At 64.8% G+C, this 17560-nt stretch carries 16 protein-coding genes; 9 read left to right on the top strand and 7 right to left on the bottom strand.

Translation table 11 applies throughout. The features are described 5' to 3' along the window. On the bottom strand, positions 1-153 hold the full coding sequence (locus E2H86_RS20165; RefSeq protein WP_065862157.1) for a DUF3309 family protein: 153 nt from the start codon (positions 151-153) through the stop codon (positions 1-3). A 227-nt stretch (positions 154-380) separates the two neighbouring features. Between E2H86_RS20165 and E2H86_RS20160 the strand changes: the two genes are divergently transcribed. Both E2H86_RS20160 and E2H86_RS20155 read left to right on the top strand, forming a co-directional pair. Further along, the gene (locus tag E2H86_RS20160; protein WP_133331021.1) at positions 381-1190 is read left to right on the top strand and encodes an SDR family oxidoreductase; all 810 of its coding nucleotides are present in this window, start codon (positions 381-383) and stop codon (positions 1188-1190) included. Positions 1191-1319: 129 nt separating this feature from the next. Beyond that, positions 1320-1511: a carbon storage regulator gene (locus E2H86_RS20155; RefSeq protein WP_133331019.1), complete on the top strand. Its 192-nt coding sequence runs from the start codon at positions 1320-1322 to the stop codon at positions 1509-1511. Here E2H86_RS20155 and E2H86_RS20150 read toward each other — a convergent pair. From E2H86_RS20150 to mnmC, 5 genes are all read right to left on the bottom strand, one after another. After that, complete coding sequence (locus E2H86_RS20150) at positions 1508-1735, bottom strand: YheU family protein (protein ID WP_013971435.1); 228 nt, start codon at positions 1733-1735, stop codon at positions 1508-1510. The genes E2H86_RS20155 and E2H86_RS20150 overlap by 4 nt on opposite strands. A 52-nt stretch (positions 1736-1787) precedes the next feature. Beyond that, positions 1788-2972 carry an osmoprotectant NAGGN system M42 family peptidase gene (locus tag E2H86_RS20145; RefSeq protein ID WP_133331017.1) on the bottom strand — a complete coding sequence of 395 codons (1185 nt, stop codon included), beginning with the start codon at positions 2970-2972 and terminating at the stop codon, positions 1788-1790. A gap of 126 nt (positions 2973-3098) precedes the next feature. Then, entirely contained in the window at positions 3099-4844 is a 1746-nt protein-coding gene (gene ngg, locus E2H86_RS20140; RefSeq protein WP_133331015.1) for an N-acetylglutaminylglutamine synthetase, read from the bottom strand. 3 nt (positions 4845-4847) lie between these two features. After that, the gene (locus tag E2H86_RS20135) at positions 4848-6635 is read right to left on the bottom strand and encodes an N-acetylglutaminylglutamine amidotransferase (RefSeq protein WP_133331013.1); all 1788 of its coding nucleotides are present in this window, start codon (positions 6633-6635) and stop codon (positions 4848-4850) included. Between the two features lie 235 nt (positions 6636-6870). Next, complete coding sequence (mnmC, locus tag E2H86_RS20130) at positions 6871-8844, bottom strand: bifunctional tRNA (5-methylaminomethyl-2-thiouridine)(34)-methyltransferase MnmD/FAD-dependent 5-carboxymethylaminomethyl-2-thiouridine(34) oxidoreductase MnmC (RefSeq protein WP_133331011.1); 1974 nt, start codon at positions 8842-8844, stop codon at positions 6871-6873. Positions 8845-8994: 150 nt separating this feature from the next. Here mnmC and pap point away from each other — a divergent pair, with 150 nt between their 5' ends. Continuing rightward, entirely contained in the window at positions 8995-10488 is a 1494-nt protein-coding gene (gene pap / locus E2H86_RS20125) for a polyphosphate:AMP phosphotransferase (RefSeq protein ID WP_133331009.1), read from the top strand. Between the two features lie 115 nt (positions 10489-10603). Further along, positions 10604-11566 carry a DMT family transporter gene (locus tag E2H86_RS20120; RefSeq protein WP_133331007.1) on the top strand — a complete coding sequence of 321 codons (963 nt, stop codon included), beginning with the start codon at positions 10604-10606 and terminating at the stop codon, positions 11564-11566. Between the two features lie 62 nt (positions 11567-11628). On the opposite strand, the gene E2H86_RS20115 is transcribed toward E2H86_RS20120, so the two are convergent. After that, positions 11629-13023 carry a class II fumarate hydratase gene (locus E2H86_RS20115; protein ID WP_133331005.1) on the bottom strand — a complete coding sequence of 465 codons (1395 nt, stop codon included), beginning with the start codon at positions 13021-13023 and terminating at the stop codon, positions 11629-11631. A gap of 152 nt (positions 13024-13175) precedes the next feature. Here E2H86_RS20115 and E2H86_RS20110 point away from each other — a divergent pair, with 152 nt between their 5' ends. The 5 genes from E2H86_RS20110 to E2H86_RS20090 all read left to right on the top strand — a co-directional run bounded on the left by E2H86_RS20110 (position 13176) and on the right by E2H86_RS20090 (position 17522). Next, positions 13176-13700 (top strand): DUF2059 domain-containing protein, encoded by a 525-nt coding sequence (locus tag E2H86_RS20110; protein ID WP_133331003.1) that lies wholly within the window; start codon positions 13176-13178, stop codon positions 13698-13700. A 10-nt stretch (positions 13701-13710) separates the two neighbouring features. Beyond that, on the top strand, positions 13711-14007 hold the full coding sequence (locus E2H86_RS20105) for a BolA family protein (RefSeq protein WP_133331001.1): 297 nt from the start codon (positions 13711-13713) through the stop codon (positions 14005-14007). Positions 14008-14128: 121 nt separating this feature from the next. Then, positions 14129-15061 (top strand): oxygen-dependent tRNA uridine(34) hydroxylase TrhO, encoded by a 933-nt coding sequence (trhO, locus tag E2H86_RS20100; protein WP_133330999.1) that lies wholly within the window; start codon positions 14129-14131, stop codon positions 15059-15061. A gap of 3 nt (positions 15062-15064) precedes the next feature. After that, a complete protein-coding gene (locus tag E2H86_RS20095; RefSeq protein ID WP_133330997.1) occupies positions 15065-15697 on the top strand; it encodes a DsbA family protein in 633 nt (210 codons plus the stop codon). Further along, the gene (locus tag E2H86_RS20090; protein ID WP_133330995.1) at positions 15690-17522 is read left to right on the top strand and encodes an ABC transporter ATP-binding protein; all 1833 of its coding nucleotides are present in this window, start codon (positions 15690-15692) and stop codon (positions 17520-17522) included. The genes E2H86_RS20095 and E2H86_RS20090 overlap by 8 nt, the downstream gene beginning before the upstream one ends. Positions 17523-17560 lie beyond the last annotated feature (38 nt).

The following is a 17560-nucleotide window of genomic DNA, read 5'->3' as shown; positions in this document are numbered from 1 at the left end:
TCATATCATCCCGAGCAACAACAGTACCAGCAGGACCACCAGCACCGCGCCGACGATGCCGGATGGGCCGTAACCCCAGCTGCGCGAATGCGGGAAGACCGGTAAGCCACCAATCAACAGCAGGATCAGGATGATGATGAGAATCGTGGTCATGGCGAAATCCTTGCGTGGTTGAGGGTCAAGGGCCTGGTATCGCTGGCCTCTTGATAAATCGGACTGGCGCCGCTTGGGAAAGATTCCATTTTGTGTGGCGTCGTGCGGGCCTGTTCGCTGGCTGCGGCGAGTCATGGCTGCCCATTCACTACCCTGATGAATCCTGCTTCGCTCCCAGGCCTTGTTTAGACTCAAGCCACACCCCCACAAGACAAGGCCCTGCCACCATGCAAAACCGCATCATGATCACCGGCGCCGGTTCCGGCCTCGGTCGCGAGATCGCCCTGCGCTGGGCGCGCGAGGGTTGGCGCCTGGCGCTGGCCGACCTCAACGAGCCGGCCCTGCGCGAAACCCTCGAACAGGTACGCGCCGCCGGTGGCGATGGCTTCACCCAGCGTTGCGACGTGCGCGACTACAGCCAGCTGACCGCCCTGGCGCAGGCCTGCGAGGCGAACTTCGGGGGCATCGACGTGATCGTCAACAACGCCGGAGTGGCCTCGGGCGGCTTTTTCGCCGAGCTGTCGCTGGAGGACTGGGACTGGCAGATCGCGGTCAACCTGATGGGCGTGGTCAAGGGCTGCAAGGCTTTTCTGCCACTGCTCGAACGCAGCAAGGGGCGTATCGTCAACATCGCCTCCATGGCCGCGCTGATGCAGGGGCCGGGCATGAGCAACTACAACGTCGCCAAGGCCGGGGTGCTGGCGCTGTCAGAGAGCCTGCTGGTAGAGCTGCGGCAATTGGAAGTGGCGGTGCACGTGGTGTGCCCGTCGTTCTTCCAGACCAACCTGCTCGACTCCTTCCGCGGCCCTGACCCGGCGATGAAGGCCCAGGTCGGCAAGCTGCTGCAAGGTTCGCCGATCAGCGCCGCGCAGATCGCCGATTACATTCACCAACAGGTGGCTGCGGGCGAATTTCTGATCCTGCCCCATGAAGCCGGGCGTGATGCCTGGATGCTCAAGCGTCAGGCGCCTGAGCGGCTGTACGACGAGATGGCGGAGATGGCCATGAAGATGCGTGGCAAGGCCCAATCACGCTGATTGTAGGGCGCGTCTGTAGGTTGTTTTACCTACTTTCGTGGGATCGGTCTCTTTCGCTCTGGAGGTGTTGAGTCAGCCCACCTGCTCCCTGCAGGCTCCACTTTTATCCCCAGGTTGGAGGAGTGGAGCATGCTGGTAATCGGGCGAGAAGTGGGCGAGCGCATCGTCATCGATGGCGACATCGTGATCATGGTGGTCGAGTCGCGTGACGGCATGGTACGCCTGGGCATCACCGCCCCGCGGGAGGTGCCGGTGCACCGTAGCGAGGTCTACCAGCGGATCAAGGCGGGAGAGGTGTTCAAAGCCAAGGTCAAGCCTTAGTCGAGCAGTTCGCGGGGCACGTCGTGCTTGGCCAGCAGTTGGCACTGCTGGCTCTCGGGATCGAACAGGATGAACGCCTGACCCTTGGCCAACGCCTGGCGAACCCGCAGTACGCGGGTTTCCAGGGGCGTGTCGTCGCCGTTGTCGGTGCCATCTCGGGTGACGAAGTCTTCGATCAGGCGGGTCAGGGTCTCGGCTTGCAGTTGGTCGTAGGGAATCAGCATGGGCGTGGGCAAGGTCTCGTTGAATGGCGCCATCCTACGCGAATACGACTGTCTAGGTCTTGTTCCCCACCAGACTGTCCACCGGCGGCACTCGCGTGTCGCTCTCCATCTGCGCGTCGTGCTCCAGTTGATGGCTGAAGCGTTCGAGCGACGCACTGGTCGGATTCGAATCGCTGGCGAACACCGGCGGGCTGAGCAGGTAGCCTGCCAGCAGACGGCTGAGGGTGGCCAGGCTGTCGATATGGGTACGCTCGTAGCCATGGGTGGCGTCGCAGCCGAACGCTACCAGGGCGGTGCGAATGTCGTGTCCGGCGGTCACGGCCGAATGGGCATCGCTGAAGTAGTAGCGGAACACATCCCGGCGTACCGGCAGCTCGCGCTCTTCGGCCAGCTTCAGCAGGTGGCGCGACAGATGATAGTCGTAGGGGCCGGAGGAATCCTGCATGGCCACGCTCACGGCGTGTTCGCTGGAGGCCTGGCCAGGTGCGACCGGGGCGATGTCGATGCCGACGAATTCGCTGACGTCCCAGGGCAGGGCCGCGGCGGCGCCAGAGCCGGTTTCCTCGGTGATGGTGAACAACGGATGGCAGTCGATCAGTGGCTGGCGGCCACTTTCCACCACGGCCTTGAGTGCTGCCAGCAGGGCGGCCACACCGGCCTTGTCATCGAGGTGGCGGGCGCTGATGTGGCCGCTTTCGGTGAACTCGGGCAAGGGGTCGAAGGCGACGAAATCGCCCACGTTGATCCCCAGCGCTTCACAGTCGGCGCGGGTGGCGCAGTAGGCGTCCAGGCGCAGTTCGACGTGTTCCCAGCTGATCGGCATCTGGTCGATGGCGGTGTTGAAGGCATGCCCGCTGGCCATCAGGGGCAGCACGCTGCCGCGATAAACACCGGTATCGGTGAACACGCTGACCCGGCTGCCCTCGGCGAAGCGGCTCGACCAGCAACCTACCGGCGACAGGCCCAGGCGGCCATTGTCCTGCAGTTGGCGTACGCTGGCGCCGATGGTGTCCAGGTGCGCCGAAACGGCGCGGTCTGGCGAACTCTGCCGGCCCTTGAGGGTGGCGCGAATGGTGCCGCGGCGGGTCAGCTCGTAGGGAATGCCCAGCTCGTCCAGGCGCTCGGCGACGTAGCGCACGATGGTGTCGGTGAAGCCGGTGGGGCTGGGGATGGCGAGCATCTCCAGGAGCACCTGTTTCATGTATTCGAGATCGGGTTCGGGGTGTCGTTCGGACATGGGGACTCCTCGATTATTGCGGTGGCTTCTTCGCGGGCAAGCCCGCTCCCACAGGTAATTCACGACCTTAAGGTCGGTGGCGTTCCTGTGGGAGCGGGCTTGTCCCGCGAAGAGGCCCTCATTGACTCACGCCAAGGCCCGGCTATGGGGAAACAGCAGGTCGACAAATCGCTCGGCGGTCGGCTGTGGCTCATGGTTGGCCAACCCGGCCCGTTCGTTTGCCTCGATGATCACGTACTCAGGCTGCTCGGCATCGCGCACCATGAAGTCCAGGCCGACCACCGGGATCTCCAGGGCACGCGCCGCCCGCACGGCGGCATCGGCCAGCACCGGGTGCAGGCGCTCGGTGACATCCTCCAGGGTGCCGCCGGTGTGCAGGTTGGCGGTACGCCGCACGGCCAGGCGCCGACCGGGCTCCAGCACATCGTCGTAACTCAGCCCGGCCGCGCGCAGGGTGCGCTCGGTTTCGTCGTCCAACGGAATGCGGCTTTCGCCCCCGGTGGCGGCCTGGCGGCGCCGACTCTGCGCCTCGATCAGCTCACCGATGCTGTGCTTGCCATCCCCGACCACCTGAGCCGGGTGACGAATGGCCGCCGCCACCACTTCGAAGCCGATCACCACGATGCGCAGGTCGCTGCCGGCATGGAAGCTTTCGAGCAGCACCCGGCTGTCGAACTGGCGCGCATGCTCCACTGCCTGAATGACGTCCTCGATGGACTCCAGACCCACCGCTACGCCCTGGCCTTGCTCGCCATCCACCGGCTTGACCACGATCGAGCCGTGCTCGTCGAGAAACGCCAGGTTGTCGTCGGCATTGCCGGCCAACTGCTGGGCCGGCACTTGCAGACCGGCATTGTGCAGCGCTTGGCGGGTCAGGCGTTTGTCCTGGCACAGGGTCATGGTCACGGCACTGGTCAGGTCGCTCAGCGACTCGCGACAGCGGATGCGCCGGCCGCCCAGGCTGAGGGTGAACAAACCGCCCACGGCGTCGTCCACCTGCACCTCGATGCCGCGGCGCAACGCCTCGTCGACGATGATCCGTGCATAGGGGTTGAGCTCCGCTTCAGGGCCTGGGCCGAGGAACAGCTGCTGGTTGATGCCGTTCTTGCGCTTGACCGCGAAGGTCGGCAGGTTGCGAAAACCCAGCTTTTCATACAGACGCTTGGCCTGGCGGTTGTCATGCAGCACCGACAGGTCGAGGTAGGCCAGGCCGCGGCTCATGAAATGCTCGATCAAGTGGCGCACCAGCACTTCGCCGACGCCGGGACGGGTGCACTGCGGATCCACCGCCAGGCACCACAAGCTGCTGCCGTGCTCGGGATCGTCGAAGGCCTTGCTGTGGTTCAGGCCCATCACGCTGCCGATGACGGCGCCGCTGTCCTCGTCCTCGGCCAGCCAATACACCGGGCCACCGAGGTGGCGCGGGGTGAGCAGTTTGGGGTCGACCGGCAGCATGCCCCGGGCTTGGTACAGGGTGTTGATCGCCTGCCAGTCTGCTTCGGTGTGCGCCCGGCGCACACGAAAACCACGGAACACCCGTTGCGCCGGGCGGTAGTCGGTGAACCACAGGCGCAGGGTATCGGAAGGATCGAGAAACAGCTGTTGCGGCGCCTGGGCCAGCAATTGCTGGGGAGCGGCCACGTACAGCGCGATGTCACGCTCGCCGGGCTGCTCGGCCAGCAGCTCCCCGGCCAGGGTGGCCGGGTCGGGGTAGGTGTGGCCGATCAGTAGCCGACCCCAGCCGCAGTGCAAGGCACGCGGCTGGTCGTGCGGCTCGCTGCCATCGCCGGCCAGCCGCGCTTGCAGACGCTCGTAGGACGGCGCCTGGCCGCGCAACAGGCGCTGACCGTAAGCGATCTCATGGGCTTTCATCGGTCAGATTCCTTGTTCGCTGAGCCACAGGTTCAGGGCCGCCAATTGCCACAGCTTGGAGCCGCGCAGAGGGGTGAGCTGGCCGTGTGGGTTGCTCAGCAGTCGGTCGATCATCGCCGGATTGAAAATGCCCCGGTCCTGGCTCGGGTCGGTCAGCAGTTCGCGGACCCAACCCAGGGTCGCACCCTCCAGGTGCTTGAGGCCAGGCACCGGGAAGTAGCCCTTCTTGCGGTCGATGACCTCATGGGGGATGACCCGCCGTGCGGCTTGCTTGAGCACATGCTTGCCGCCGTCGGGCAGCTTGAAGCGCCCTGGAATACGTGCCGACAGTTCGGCCAGGCGGTAGTCGAGGAATGGCGTGCGCGCTTCAAGGCCCCAGGCCATGGTCATGTTGTCGACACGTTTGACCGGGTCGTCGACCAGCATCACCGTGCTGTCCAGGCGCAGTGCCTTGTCCACTGCTTCCGGCGCGCCGGGGCGGGCGAAATGCTCGCGGACGAAATCACCGGCAGCGTCGGTTTCCAGCAGCCACGGGGCTTGCACGGTGTCGCGGTATTCGGCATGGCTGCGGTCGAAGAACGCGTCGCGATAAGCAGCGTAAGGGTCGGCGGCGCCATCGACTTGCGGATACCAGTGGTAGCCGGCGAACAGTTCGTCGGCACCCTGGCCGCTCTGCACGCCCTTGCAATGCTTGGCCACTTCTCGCGACAGCAGGTAGAAGGCGATGCAGTCGTGGCTGACCATCGGTTCGCTCATGGCGCGGAAGGCCGCGGGCAATTGCTCGATGATCTCGTGTTCGGCGATACGCAGTTGATGGTGGCGGGTGCCATAGTGCTTGGCGATCAGGTCGGAGTACTGGAACTCGTCGCCGCGCTCGCCGCCGGCATCTTCGAAGCCGATCGAGAAGGTGGACAGGTCGTCGACCCCCACGTCACGCAGCAAGCCGACCAGCAGGCTCGAATCGACGCCACCGGAGAGCAGCACGCCGACGTCGACCGCTGCGCGCTGGCGGATAGCCACGGCATCGCGGGTGGCATCGAGCACGCGGGTGGTCCAGCCTTCCAGGTCAAGTTCACGCTCGTCCGGGTTGGGGCCGTATTGCAGTTCCCACCAGGTCTGGCGCTCGACCTCACCGTGGCGGTCGATGCGCATCCAGGTGCCGGGTTCGAGCTTCTGCACATTGGCCAGCAGGGTGCGCGGCGCCGGCACCACGGCGTGGAAGTTGAGGTAGTGATTGAGTGCTACCGGGTCGAGCACCGGGTCGATGTCGCCACCCTTGAGCAGTGCCGGCAGGGTCGAGGCGAAACGCAGGCGTTCGCCGTTGCGCGACAGGTACAGCGGTTTGACGCCGAGGCGGTCGCGAGCCAGGAACAGGCGTTGGGTATCGCGTTCCCAGATGGCCAGGGCGAACATGCCGTTGAGCTTGGGCAGCAACGCGTCGCCCCAGGCGTGGTAGCCCTTGAGCAGCACTTCGGTGTCGCCGTCGGACCAGAAGGTGTAGCCCAGGTCCTGCAGTTCCTGGCGCAGCTCGGGGAAGTTGTAGATGGCGCCGTTGAACGCCAGCGACAGGCCCAGGGTGTTGTCGACCATCGGCTGGGCCGAGCCGTCGGACAGGTCCATGATCTTCAGCCGGCGATGGCCGAGGGCAATCGGGCCCTGGCTATGGAAGCCCCAGGCGTCGGGGCCGCGGGGTGCCAGATGATGGGTTATTCGCTCCACCGCGGCCAGGTCGGCCGGGCGTGGGGCTTGATCGATGGGGGTGAAACGTAACTCTCCTGCTAATCCGCACATAAGTCCTTACCGGTTTTTCCGTTGGGGAGGTGGTGTCCCTTACAGGGTACCTTAAGAAACTGACCTATATGCAACCGGGGAGTTTTAGATCGATCTGTTATAAGCAGGAGAGGGCTATGGGGTTGGTGGTTGTTGAGATTGCGTAGTGGATCGCGGGGTGTTGGCTTGAGAGGTGCAGCGGCGCGGAGATCGAGCGCCGCTGCACCTCTCAAGCGACCACCCCAAACCCACCCCTTCATTTCCCGCGAATCAACCTGCGCAATGCAAAGCGGTTCGGGTGACACGCTTCGGCCACCGCACGCGGCAGTGGCAACGGCTCGTCATTGACCCATGCCGCGATCAGCTCGCCGCTCAGCGGCGCGGTGATCAGTCCGCGCGAGCCATGCCCGCTGTTCACATACAAGCCGTCCAGCCAGGGGCAGGGCACCTCCGGCACTTGGCGTGCATCTTTGCCAAGCACCGCGTAAGCCTCGGCGAACGCGGTCGAATCGGCCAGCGGTCCGACGATCGGCAGGTAATCGGGACTGGTGCAGCGGAACGCCGCACGTCCCTGCAGGTGTCCGGCGTCCAGCGCGTGGCCGCCCAGACGTTGGGCGAGGTCGGTGGAAATCTCGTTCAGCAGGGCCAGGTTGCCCTGATGCTCGGCCACGGTTGGTTCCAGGTCTTCACTATGAAAGTCGAAACTGGCCCCCAGGGTATGCTCGTCACCCCGTGGCGGCGCCACATAGCCCTCGGCGCACACGACGGTGCGCAACGCTCGGCTGGCGGGCGTTGCCGGCAGCCGGGTGATTTGCCCACGGATGCGCTTGAGCGGCAACTGCGCGCAGGCCTCGAAATGCCGTACCTCGGCAGCGGTAGCCAGCACCACCACGGGCGCGCTGGCCAACAACCGTTCGCCGTCCCAGGCCTGCCACAGGCCATCGACCTTGCGCAGCGCCAGCACCTGCTGGTGCGGCAGCAGGCGGATATTAGGGTGCTGCAGTTGTGCCTGGCACAGGGCCGGCGGGTGCACCCAGCCCCCCTCGGGATAGAACAAGCCGCCAGCCGGCAGCGCCACCCCGGCGATCGTCTCGGCTTCGCTGTGGGTCAGTACCTGCAGCAGACTGGGGTCGAAGGCTTCGGCCAGCTTGTTCTGGCGCTCGGCTTCCTTGCTGTCGAAGGCCAGCTGCAGCACGCCGCAGGCTTCCCAGTCGCGGCCCTGTTGCAGTCGTTCGAGCTGACGCCGGGTGTAGCCGAAACCGGACAGGATCATCTGCGACAACGCTGTGCCATGCGCCGACAGCTTGAGGTACAGCACCCCCTGGGGGTTGCCGGAGGCTTCGCGGGCGGGGGCATCGTGGCGTTCCAGCACGCTCACCTGCCAACCGCGTGCGGCAAGGCTGGCGGCCGTGGCGCTGCCCGCCAGGCCGGCGCCAATCACCAGCGCCTGCCGCGGGCCTGCGGGTATCCCGGGGCGGGCATACCACGGCGCGGTAGCGGCAGGGTGGGGCTGGCCGATGTACTCGCCGCTCATCACCTCCCACTTCTTGCCGATGCCGGGCACCTTTTTCATTCGGAAGCCTGCGTCGATCAGCCCTCGTCGGACCCAGCCGGTGGTGGTGAAGGTGCCCAGCGCAGTGCCAGGGCGCGACAGCCGCGCCAGTTGCGCGAACAGTTCGGGGGTCCACATGTCGGGGTTCTTGGCCGGGGCGAAACCGTCGAGAAACCACACATCGATGCGCGCATCGAGCTGGGGCAGTTGCTCCAGTACATCGCCCACCAGCAGGGTCAGGGTGACCCGGCCCTGGTCGAAGGTGAACTGTTGGAAGCCTGGGTGCACCGCCACATATTGCGCCAGCAGCGGCTCGCTGAACGCTGATAGCTCCGGCCACAGGCGCACCGCGCGGGCCAAGTCGTCGGGGGCGAGAGGGAATTTCTCGACACTGACGAAATGCAGCCGGGCCTCGTTGGGTGCCCGCTCGGCGAACAGCTGCCAGGCACAGAAGAAGTTCATGCCGGTGCCGAAGCCGGTTTCGCCGATCACCAGGCTGGTATGCGGCGCCAGGTTGGCGAAGCGTTCGGCCAGGCCGGTCTGGTCGAGGAACACATGCCGGGTTTCCTCGGTCCCTTCGTTCTTCGAGAAATAGACGTCGTCGTATTGCCGCGAGTGGGGGCGGCCCTGGTCGTCCCAGTCGATCTGGGCATGCTGGAGAAGGGTGGGTGCGGACATGGCGGGTTTCGCTGAAAGTGGCAAGCGCGAAGCTGCACGCGGTGATTAAAGGCGCAAATGGTGGCACGGCCGGCTGTTTCTTGCATCTGCCAGCTTGACGCCAGCCGCCAGGATTCCGCTAGTCTTGCTTATCCATCGAGGGAGCCCAGCATGTTCGAATCTGCGGAAATCGGTCACAGCATTGACAAGGACACCTACGACGCCGAGGTGCCCGCCCTGCGCGAGGCCCTGCTCGAGGCGCAATACGAGCTCAAGCAGCAGGCGCGGTTTCCGGTGATCGTACTGATCAACGGCGTCGAGGGTGCCGGCAAGGGCGAGACGGTCAAGCTGCTCAACGAGTGGATGGATCCGCGCATGATCGACGTGCTCACCTTCGACCAGCAGACCGACGAGGAACTGGCTCGCCCACCCGCCTGGCGCTACTGGCGGGCCCTGCCACCGAAGGGCCGGATGGGGGTGTTCTTCGGCAACTGGTACAGCCAGATGATCCAGGGCCGGGTGCACGGTCAGTTCAAGGATGCCGTGCTCGACCAGGCGATCACCGGGGCCGAGCGCCTGGAGCAGATGCTCTGCGACGAAGGCGCGCTGATCATCAAGTTCTGGTTCCATCTGTCGAAGAAACAGATGAAGGCGCGGCTCAAGGCGCTCAAGGACGACCCGCTGCACAGCTGGCGGATCAGCCCGCTGGACTGGCAGCAGTCGCGAACCTACGACCGCTTCGTGCGCTTCGGCGAGCGGGTACTGCGCCGGACCAGCCGCGACTATGCGCCCTGGCACGTGGTCGAGGGCGTCGACCCGAATTACCGCAGCCTGGCGGTCGGGCGTATCCTGCTCGAAAGCCTGCAAGCCGCGTTGGCCAGCAACCCCAAGGGCAAGCACCAGGGCAATATTGCACCGCTGGGCCGCAGCATCGATCAGCGCAGCCTGCTCGGTGCCCTGGACATGACCCTGCGCCTGGACAAGGCCGACTACCAGGAACAACTGGTGACCGAGCAGGCGCGCCTGGCCGGGTTGCTGCGCCACAAGCACATGCGCAAGCACGCCCTGATTGCGGTGTTCGAAGGCAATGACGCTGCCGGCAAGGGCAGTGCCATCCGCCGCGTGGCTGCCGCGCTCGACCCACGTCAGTACCGCATCGTACCGATCGCCGCGCCCACTCAGGAGGAGCTCGCCCAGCCGTACCTCTGGCGTTTCTGGCGGCACATGCCAGCCCGAGGCAAGTTCACCATCTTCGACCGCTCCTGGTATGGGCGGGTGCTGGTCGAGCGGGTCGAGGGCTTCTGCGCGCCGATCGACTGGATGCGCGCCTACGGCGAGATCAACGATTTCGAAGAGCAACTGGTGAATGCCGGGGGCGTGCTGGTCAAGTTCTGGCTGGCGATCGACCAACAGACCCAGCTGGAGCGTTTCGAGGAGCGCGAGGCAACGCCGTTCAAGCGCTACAAGATCACCGAGGACGACTGGCGCAACCGCGACAAGTGGGACGAGTACACCCAGGCCGTGGGCGACATGGTCGATCGCACCAGCACCGAGATCGCGCCGTGGACGTTGGTCGAGGCCAATGACAAGCGCTGGGCGCGGGTCAAGGTGCTGCGCACCATCAATGAGGCGCTGGAAGCAGCGTTTGCCAAGGATAAGAAGTAGATGTTTGTCTGATCCTGCCCCCAAGGAATGACCTGATGAATTCTTTTCTCCGGTATTTTCCCTTCCAGCCCTTAGAATCTCGCTACCCCCCATCACGGGTCGACACGAGGGCACCATGCACATCACTTCCGGACGCTGGATCCACGGCCTGCTGCTGGCACTTCTGACGGCATTGCTCTGGGGCATCCTGCCGATCAAGCTCAAGCAGGTGCTTCAGGTGATGGATCCGATCACCGTCACCTGGTATCGCCTGCTGGTGTCCGGAGGGCTGCTGTTCATCTGGTTGCGCGCCAAGCGTCGGCTGCCGTCGGTGCAGGCACTGGGACGCAAGGGCAAGGGCTTGGTGCTGGTGGCCGTGTGCGGGCTGATGGGTAACTACGTGCTGTACCTGGTTGGCCTGAATCTGCTCAGCCCTGGTACCGCGCAACTGGTGGTGCAGCTTGGCCCGGTGCTGTTGCTGGTGGCCAGTGTGTTCGTCTTCAAGGAGCGTTTCAGCCTGGGGCAGGGTATCGGCCTGCTGGTGCTGTTGGGTGGCTTCGGGCTGTTCTTCAACCAGCGCCTGGAAGAGCTGCTGACCTCGCTGGGTGCCTATACCACGGGTGTGTTGACCATCGTCCTGGCGACCAGCATCTGGGTGTTCTACGCCTTGAGTCAGAAACAGCTACTGACGGTCTGGCATTCGCAGCAGGTGATGATGGTGATCTACCTGAGTTGCGCGCTGCTGCTCACCCCCTGGGTGCACCCGCTGGAGGTCTTGCAACTGACCCCGGTGCAGGGCTGGCTGTTGCTGGCCTGTTGCCTGAATACTCTGGTGGCCTATGGCGCATTCGCCGAGGCTCTGGCGCACTGGGAGGCCTCGCGGGTGAGTGCGACATTGGCGCTGACGCCGCTGGTGACCCTGGTGGCCGTGGCGCTGGCGGCCTGGGTCTGGCCTGAGTACGTGCAGGCCGAGGGCCTCAATGGCTTGGGGTATCTGGGGGCGGTGACGGTGGTGCTGGGGTCGGCGTTGGTGGCTTTGGGGCCATCGCTGGTGGCCGGTTGGCGGGCGCGGAAGGCGCGGTTAGGTCAAGTTCTGTGATGGTCAGTACCGGCCTCTTCGCGGGCTTGCCCGCGAAGAGGCCGGTACTGGCTACCTAGCGCTCAACCCTTGCCCCCCGGCGCCAGCATGTTCTCCGGTCGCACCCACTGGTCGAACTGTTCGTTGCTCAGGTACTGCAACTCCAGCGCCGCCTCACGCAGGGTCTTGCCTTCGGCATAGGCCTTCTTGGCGATTTCCGCGGCCTTGTCGTAGCCGATGTGCGGATTGAGGGCCGTCACCAGCATCAAGCCACGCTCCAAGTGCGCCGCCATCTGCTCGGCATCGGGCTCGATCCCCGCCACGCAATGCTGCTGGAAGTTGCGACAGCCATCGGCGAGCAGAGTGATCGATTGCAGCAGATTATGAATGATCACCGGCTTGAACACGTTCAATTGCAAATGCCCCTGGCTGGCGGCGAAGCCGATCGCGGCGTCGTTGCCCAGCACCTGGCAAGCCAGCATCGACAGGGCTTCGCACTGGGTCGGGTTGACCTTGCCCGGCATGATCGAGCTGCCCGGCTCGTTGGCCGGCAGGCGTACCTCGGCCAATCCGGCACGCGGCCCCGAGCCGAGCAGGCGCAGGTCGTTGGCGATCTTCATCAACGCCACCGCCAGTGTTTTCAAGGCGCCAGCGAGGCTGGTCAGTGGCTCGTGGCCGGCGAGGGCGGCGAACTTGTTGGGTGCGGTCACGAACGGCAGCCCGGACAGCGCCGCCAGCTCGGCGGCGATGGCTTCGGCGAAGCCGTGCGGGGCGTTGAGGCCCGTGCCCACGGCAGTACCGCCCTGGGCCAGCTCGCACACCGCCGGCAGGGTGGCGCGGATGGCTCGCTGGGCGTAGTCGAGCTGAGCGACGAAGGCCGAGATCTCCTGACCGAAGGTGATCGGCGTGGCATCCATCATGTGCGTGCGACCGGTCTTGACCAGTTGATGATGGCGCGCCGCCAGTTCGGCGAGCCCCGACGACAATTCGGCGATCGCCGGCAGCAACTGATTGTGCACGGCCTCGGCGGCGGCGATGTGCATGGCGGTGGGGAAACAGTCGTTGGAGCTCTGCGAGCGGTTGACGTGGTCGTTGGGGTGCACCGGCGTCTTGCCGCCGCGTCCCTGGCCGGCCAGCTCGTTGGCGCGTCCGGCGATCACCTCGTTGACGTTCATGTTGCTCTGGGTGCCGCTGCCGGTTTGCCACACCACCAGCGGGAACTGGTCGTCGTGTTCGCCTGCGAGCACTTCGTCGGCGGCCTGTTCGATCAGCCGGGCGATATCGGCAGGCAGGTCGCCATTGCGGTCGTTGACCCGTGCCGCGGCCTTTTTCACCAGCGCCAGGGCGTGCAGCACCGGAAGCGGCATGCGTTCCTTGCCGATGGCGAAGTTGATCAGCGACCGCTGGGTCTGGGCGCCCCAGTAGGCGTCCTCAGGAACTTCGACCTGGCCTAAGCTGTCTGTCTCGATACGGCTCATGCTGCGCTCACTCCTTAAGTGTTCGAAATCGCAGTTTAGGCCCTGATTCGACAGTGCGGTTCAATCGCATGTCGTGCCACTTGAGCACTTCGCCACCACGGCGCAGAATGCTCCTCTCTGAGGTACCCCCTCCCTCTTTCGAAGGAATTGCAATGACCCGTCTCCGTGTCCTCTGTGCTGCCGTCGCCCTGGCCTGTGCCAGCGGCCAGGTCCTCGCTGCCACTTCCAGCCACAACGCTGCTGCCGAGAAATTCCTGACCCTGGCCAATGCCGACAAGCTGGGTACCCCGGTGTACATGCAGGTCCAGCAGATGTTCGCCCAGCGGTTCGCCCAGACCAAGGCCCCTGCCTCCAAGCAACCGGTGCTCGAGAGCTACCAGGCCAAAGCCAACGCCGCGCTGGACAACGCCATCGGCTGGAACAAGCTCAAGCCGAAAATGGTCGACCTGTACACCAAGACCTTCACCGAGCAAGAGCTCAAGGATCTGGTCAAATTCTATGAATCGCCCCTGGGCAAGAAAGTCCTGCGCGAGATGCCCAAGGTCACCCAGCAGTCGGCTCAGTTGACCCAGCAGAGCCTGGAACCTGCAGTACCAGTGGTGAACAAGCTGCTCGAGGACATGACCAAGGAACTCGACCCGAACGCCGGCAAGGCAGCCGCCCCGACCAAGAAGTGAGTGACCGCCGATGACCATGCAGCAACGCATTGAGCAACAATTGGCCGCGCTGGCCCCGCAACACCTTGAAGTGCTCAACGAAAGCCACATGCACAGCCGTGGCCAGGAGACCCACTACAAGGCGGTGATCGTCAGCGAGCAGTTCGCCGGGCTCAACAGCGTCAAGCGTCACCAGAAGGTCTACGCCACCATGGGTGAGCTGATGGGTGAGATCCATGCCCTGGCCATTCATACCTATACCGCCGAGGAGTGGGCCAAGGTCGGCGCGGCGCCTGCCTCGCCGGTGTGTGCCGGCGGCGGGCACTGAATCCTCTCTACCGTTCTGGTAGAATTCGCAACATCCCAGGGGGCCGCATCGCGGCCCCCTGGCTTTTCATGTCAAACCCGGTCCGCCCCTTACGAGGGCAACCACCTGGAGATACCGCTTCATGTCCCAACCGATCGTCGTCGCGGCGCTGTACAAGTTCGTCACCCTGGAAGACTACGTCGAACTGCGCGAACCCCTGCTCAAGACCATGCTCGACAATGGCGTCAAAGGCACCCTGCTGCTGGCCAACGAAGGCATCAACGGCACCGTTTCGGCCAGCCGTGAAGGCATCGACGCGCTGCTTGCCTGGCTGCGCAGCGACCCGCGCCTGGTGGATGTCGACCACAAGGAATCGTACTGCGACGAACAGCCGTTCTACCGCACCAAGGTCAAGCTCAAGAAAGAGATCGTCACCCTCGGCGTGCCAGGCGTGGACCCCAACCAGCAGGTCGGCACCTACGTCGAGCCCAAGGATTGGAACGCGCTGATCAGCGACCCGGAAGTGCTGCTGATCGACACCCGCAACGACTACGAGGTGGCCATTGGCACCTTCAAGGGCGCCGTCGATCCCAAGACCGAGACCTTCCGCGAGTTTCCCGAGTACATCAAGGCCAACTTCGACCCGAGCAAGCACAAGAAGGTGGCGATGTTCTGCACCGGCGGCATCCGTTGCGAAAAAGCCTCGAGCTACATGCTCGGTGAGGGCTTCGAAGCGGTCTATCATCTCAAAGGGGGCATCCTCAAATACTTCGAGGAAGTGCCTCAGGAAGAGAGCCTGTGGGATGGCGACTGCTTCGTCTTCGACAACCGCGTGACGGTGCGCCACGACCTCAGCGAAGGCGAATACGACCAGTGCCATGCCTGCCGCCACCCGATCGACGCTGCCGACCGCGCGTCCGAGCACTATTCGCCAGGCGTGAGTTGCCCGCACTGCTGGGACAGCCTGAGCGAGAAGACCCGGCGCAGCGCCATCGACCGGCAGAAGCAGATCGAGCTGGCCAAGGCCCGCAACCTGCCGCACCCGATTGGCTACAACTACAAAGCCGAGGCCTGATGCATGTCCATGCGCCTGATCTATGTGATGGACCCGATGTGCTCCTGGTGCTGGGGCTTCGCGCCAGTGGCCGCGGCCCTGATCGACCAGGCGCGTGACGCGGGCGTGGCCACCCACGTGGTACCGGGTGGCCTGCGCACCGGCGGCAGCGCCTTGGATGCCGCCACCCGCAAATACATCCTCGAACATTGGCAAGCGGTGGCGCAGGCCACTGGCCAGCCGTTCCGTTTCGACGGCGCCATGCCCGATGGCTTCGTCTACGACACCGAGCCCGCCTGCCGCGCCCTGGTCGCGGCGCGCACCCTCGACGCCGAGCGTGTGTGGCCGTTGCTGGCACTGATCCAGGGCGGCTTCTACGAACAGGGCCTGGACGTGACCACCGCGCCGCAACTGGTCGACCTGGCCGAGCAGGCTGGTTTCGACCGCAGCGCTTTCGCCGAGGTCTTCGCCCACGCCGACACCCGGGTCGCCACCGCAGCCGACTTCAGCTGGGTCCAGGACCTGGGTATCGCCGGCTTCCCGACCCTGCTGGCCGAGCGCAATGGCCAGTTGGCCTTGCTGACCAACGGCTACCAGCCCCTGGAGCGCCTGCAACCGTTGCTCGGTCGCTGGTTGCAGCAGGCTGCCTGTGCTTGATCTTCCCGGGTCGCCAGACCCTGTGCCGGGTAAGCCGGCGGCTGTGCCCGATCGACTGAGCTGGGCACAGATCCGTCGCCTGGCATTGCATCACAAGAAACACCTGTGGAGCGCCAACCTGGTGGCCGTGCTCGCCGCCTGCTGCAGCGTGCCGATCCCATTGCTGCTGCCATTGCTGGTCGATGAAGTGCTGCTCGGCCATGGCGATGCTGCGCTGAAATGGATGAACCACCTGCTGCCCACTGGCTGGCAGGCGCCGGTCGGCTATATCGGCCTGATGCTGGTGCTCACCTTGTGTCTGCGCCTGGCTGCGCTGACGTTCAACGTGGTGCAGGCCAAGCTGTTCGCGGGCCTGGCCAAGGACATCGTGTACCGCCTGCGCATCCGTCTGATCGAGCGCCTCAAGCGCATTTCGCTCAAGGAGTACGAAAGCCTGGGTAGCGGCACCGTGACCACGCACCTGGTCACCGACCTGGACACCCTCGACAAGTTCGTCGGCGAAACCCTGAGTCGCTTCCTCGTGGCCATGCTCACCCTGACCGGCACGGCGGCGATCCTGATCTGGATGCACTGGAAGCTGGCCCTGCTGATCCTGCTGTTCAACCCACTGGTGATCTACTTCACGGTTCAACTGGGCAAGCGCGTCAAGCATCTCAAGAAGCTCGAGAACGACAGCACGTCGCGTTTCACCCAGGCGCTGGCCGAGACCCTCGATGCGATCCAGGAGATCCGCGCCGGTAACCGCCAGGGTTATTTCCTCGGTCGCCTCGGTCTGCGCGCCCGTGAAGTGCGTGACTATGCCGTCGACTCGCAATGGAAGAGCGATGCCAGTGGCCGTGCCAGCGGCTTGTTGTTCCAGTTCGGCATCGACATCTTCCGCGCCGCGGCCATGCTGACCGTGCTGTTTTCCGACCTGTCGATCGGCCAGATGCTGGCGGTGTTCAGTTACCTGTGGTTCATGATCGGTCCGGTCGAGCAGTTGCTCAACCTGCAATACGCCTATTATGCCGCCGGCGGTGCCTTGAGCCGGCTCAACGAGCTGCTGGCGCGAGCCGACGAGCCGCAGTATCCGGCCGCTTGCGACCCGTTCCTCGGTCGCTCGACGGTCGGCATCGAGGTCCGCGATTTGAGCTTCGCCTATGCCGATGAGCCGGTGCTCGAACACCTGGACCTGACGATTGCCGCTGGCGAGAAAGTGGCGATTGTCGGTGCCAGCGGTGGTGGCAAGAGCACCCTCGTGCAATTGCTGTTGGGCCTGTACAGCGCCCAGGCAGGAACCATTCGTTTCGGCGGCGCGAGCCTGCAGGAGATCGGCCTGGAAACCCTGCGCGAGAACGTGGCGGTGGTGTTGCAGCATCCGTCGCTGTTCAACGACACCGTGCGTGCCAATCTGACCATGGGCCGTGACAGCAGTGACGAGGCCTGTTGGGAGGCGCTGCGCATCGCCCAGCTCGATGCCACCATCGCTGCCTTGCCGCAAGGTCTGGACAGCGTGGTCGGTCGCTCCGGCGTGCGCCTGTCCGGGGGCCAGCGCCAGCGCTTGGCCATCGCCCGCATGGTGTTGGCCGAGCCCAAGGTGGTGATCCTCGACGAGGCCACCTCGGCGCTCGATGCGGCCACCGAGTACAACTTGCATCAGGCCCTGGGGCGTTTTCTCAGTGGGCGTACCACGTTGATCATCGCCCACCGACTGTCGGCAGTGAAGCAGGCCGACCGGGTAATGGTGTTCGATGGCGGTCGCGTGGCCGAAGAGGGCGGGCACCAGCAGTTGATCGCCGAAGGCGGGTTGTATGCCAAGCTGTACGGGCATTTGCAGCAAAGTTGAGGGTGGGCGCTCGATCTCGCCGCCCCCAACCCTCCCGG

The sequence above is a fragment of the Pseudomonas putida genome (assembly GCF_004357765.1).
GTDB classification, from domain to species: Bacteria; Pseudomonadota; Gammaproteobacteria; order Pseudomonadales; family Pseudomonadaceae; genus Aquipseudomonas; species Aquipseudomonas putida_U.
The sequence above is the reverse complement of the archived record's forward strand: the minus strand, read 5'-3'. Positions and strand labels throughout refer to the sequence as shown.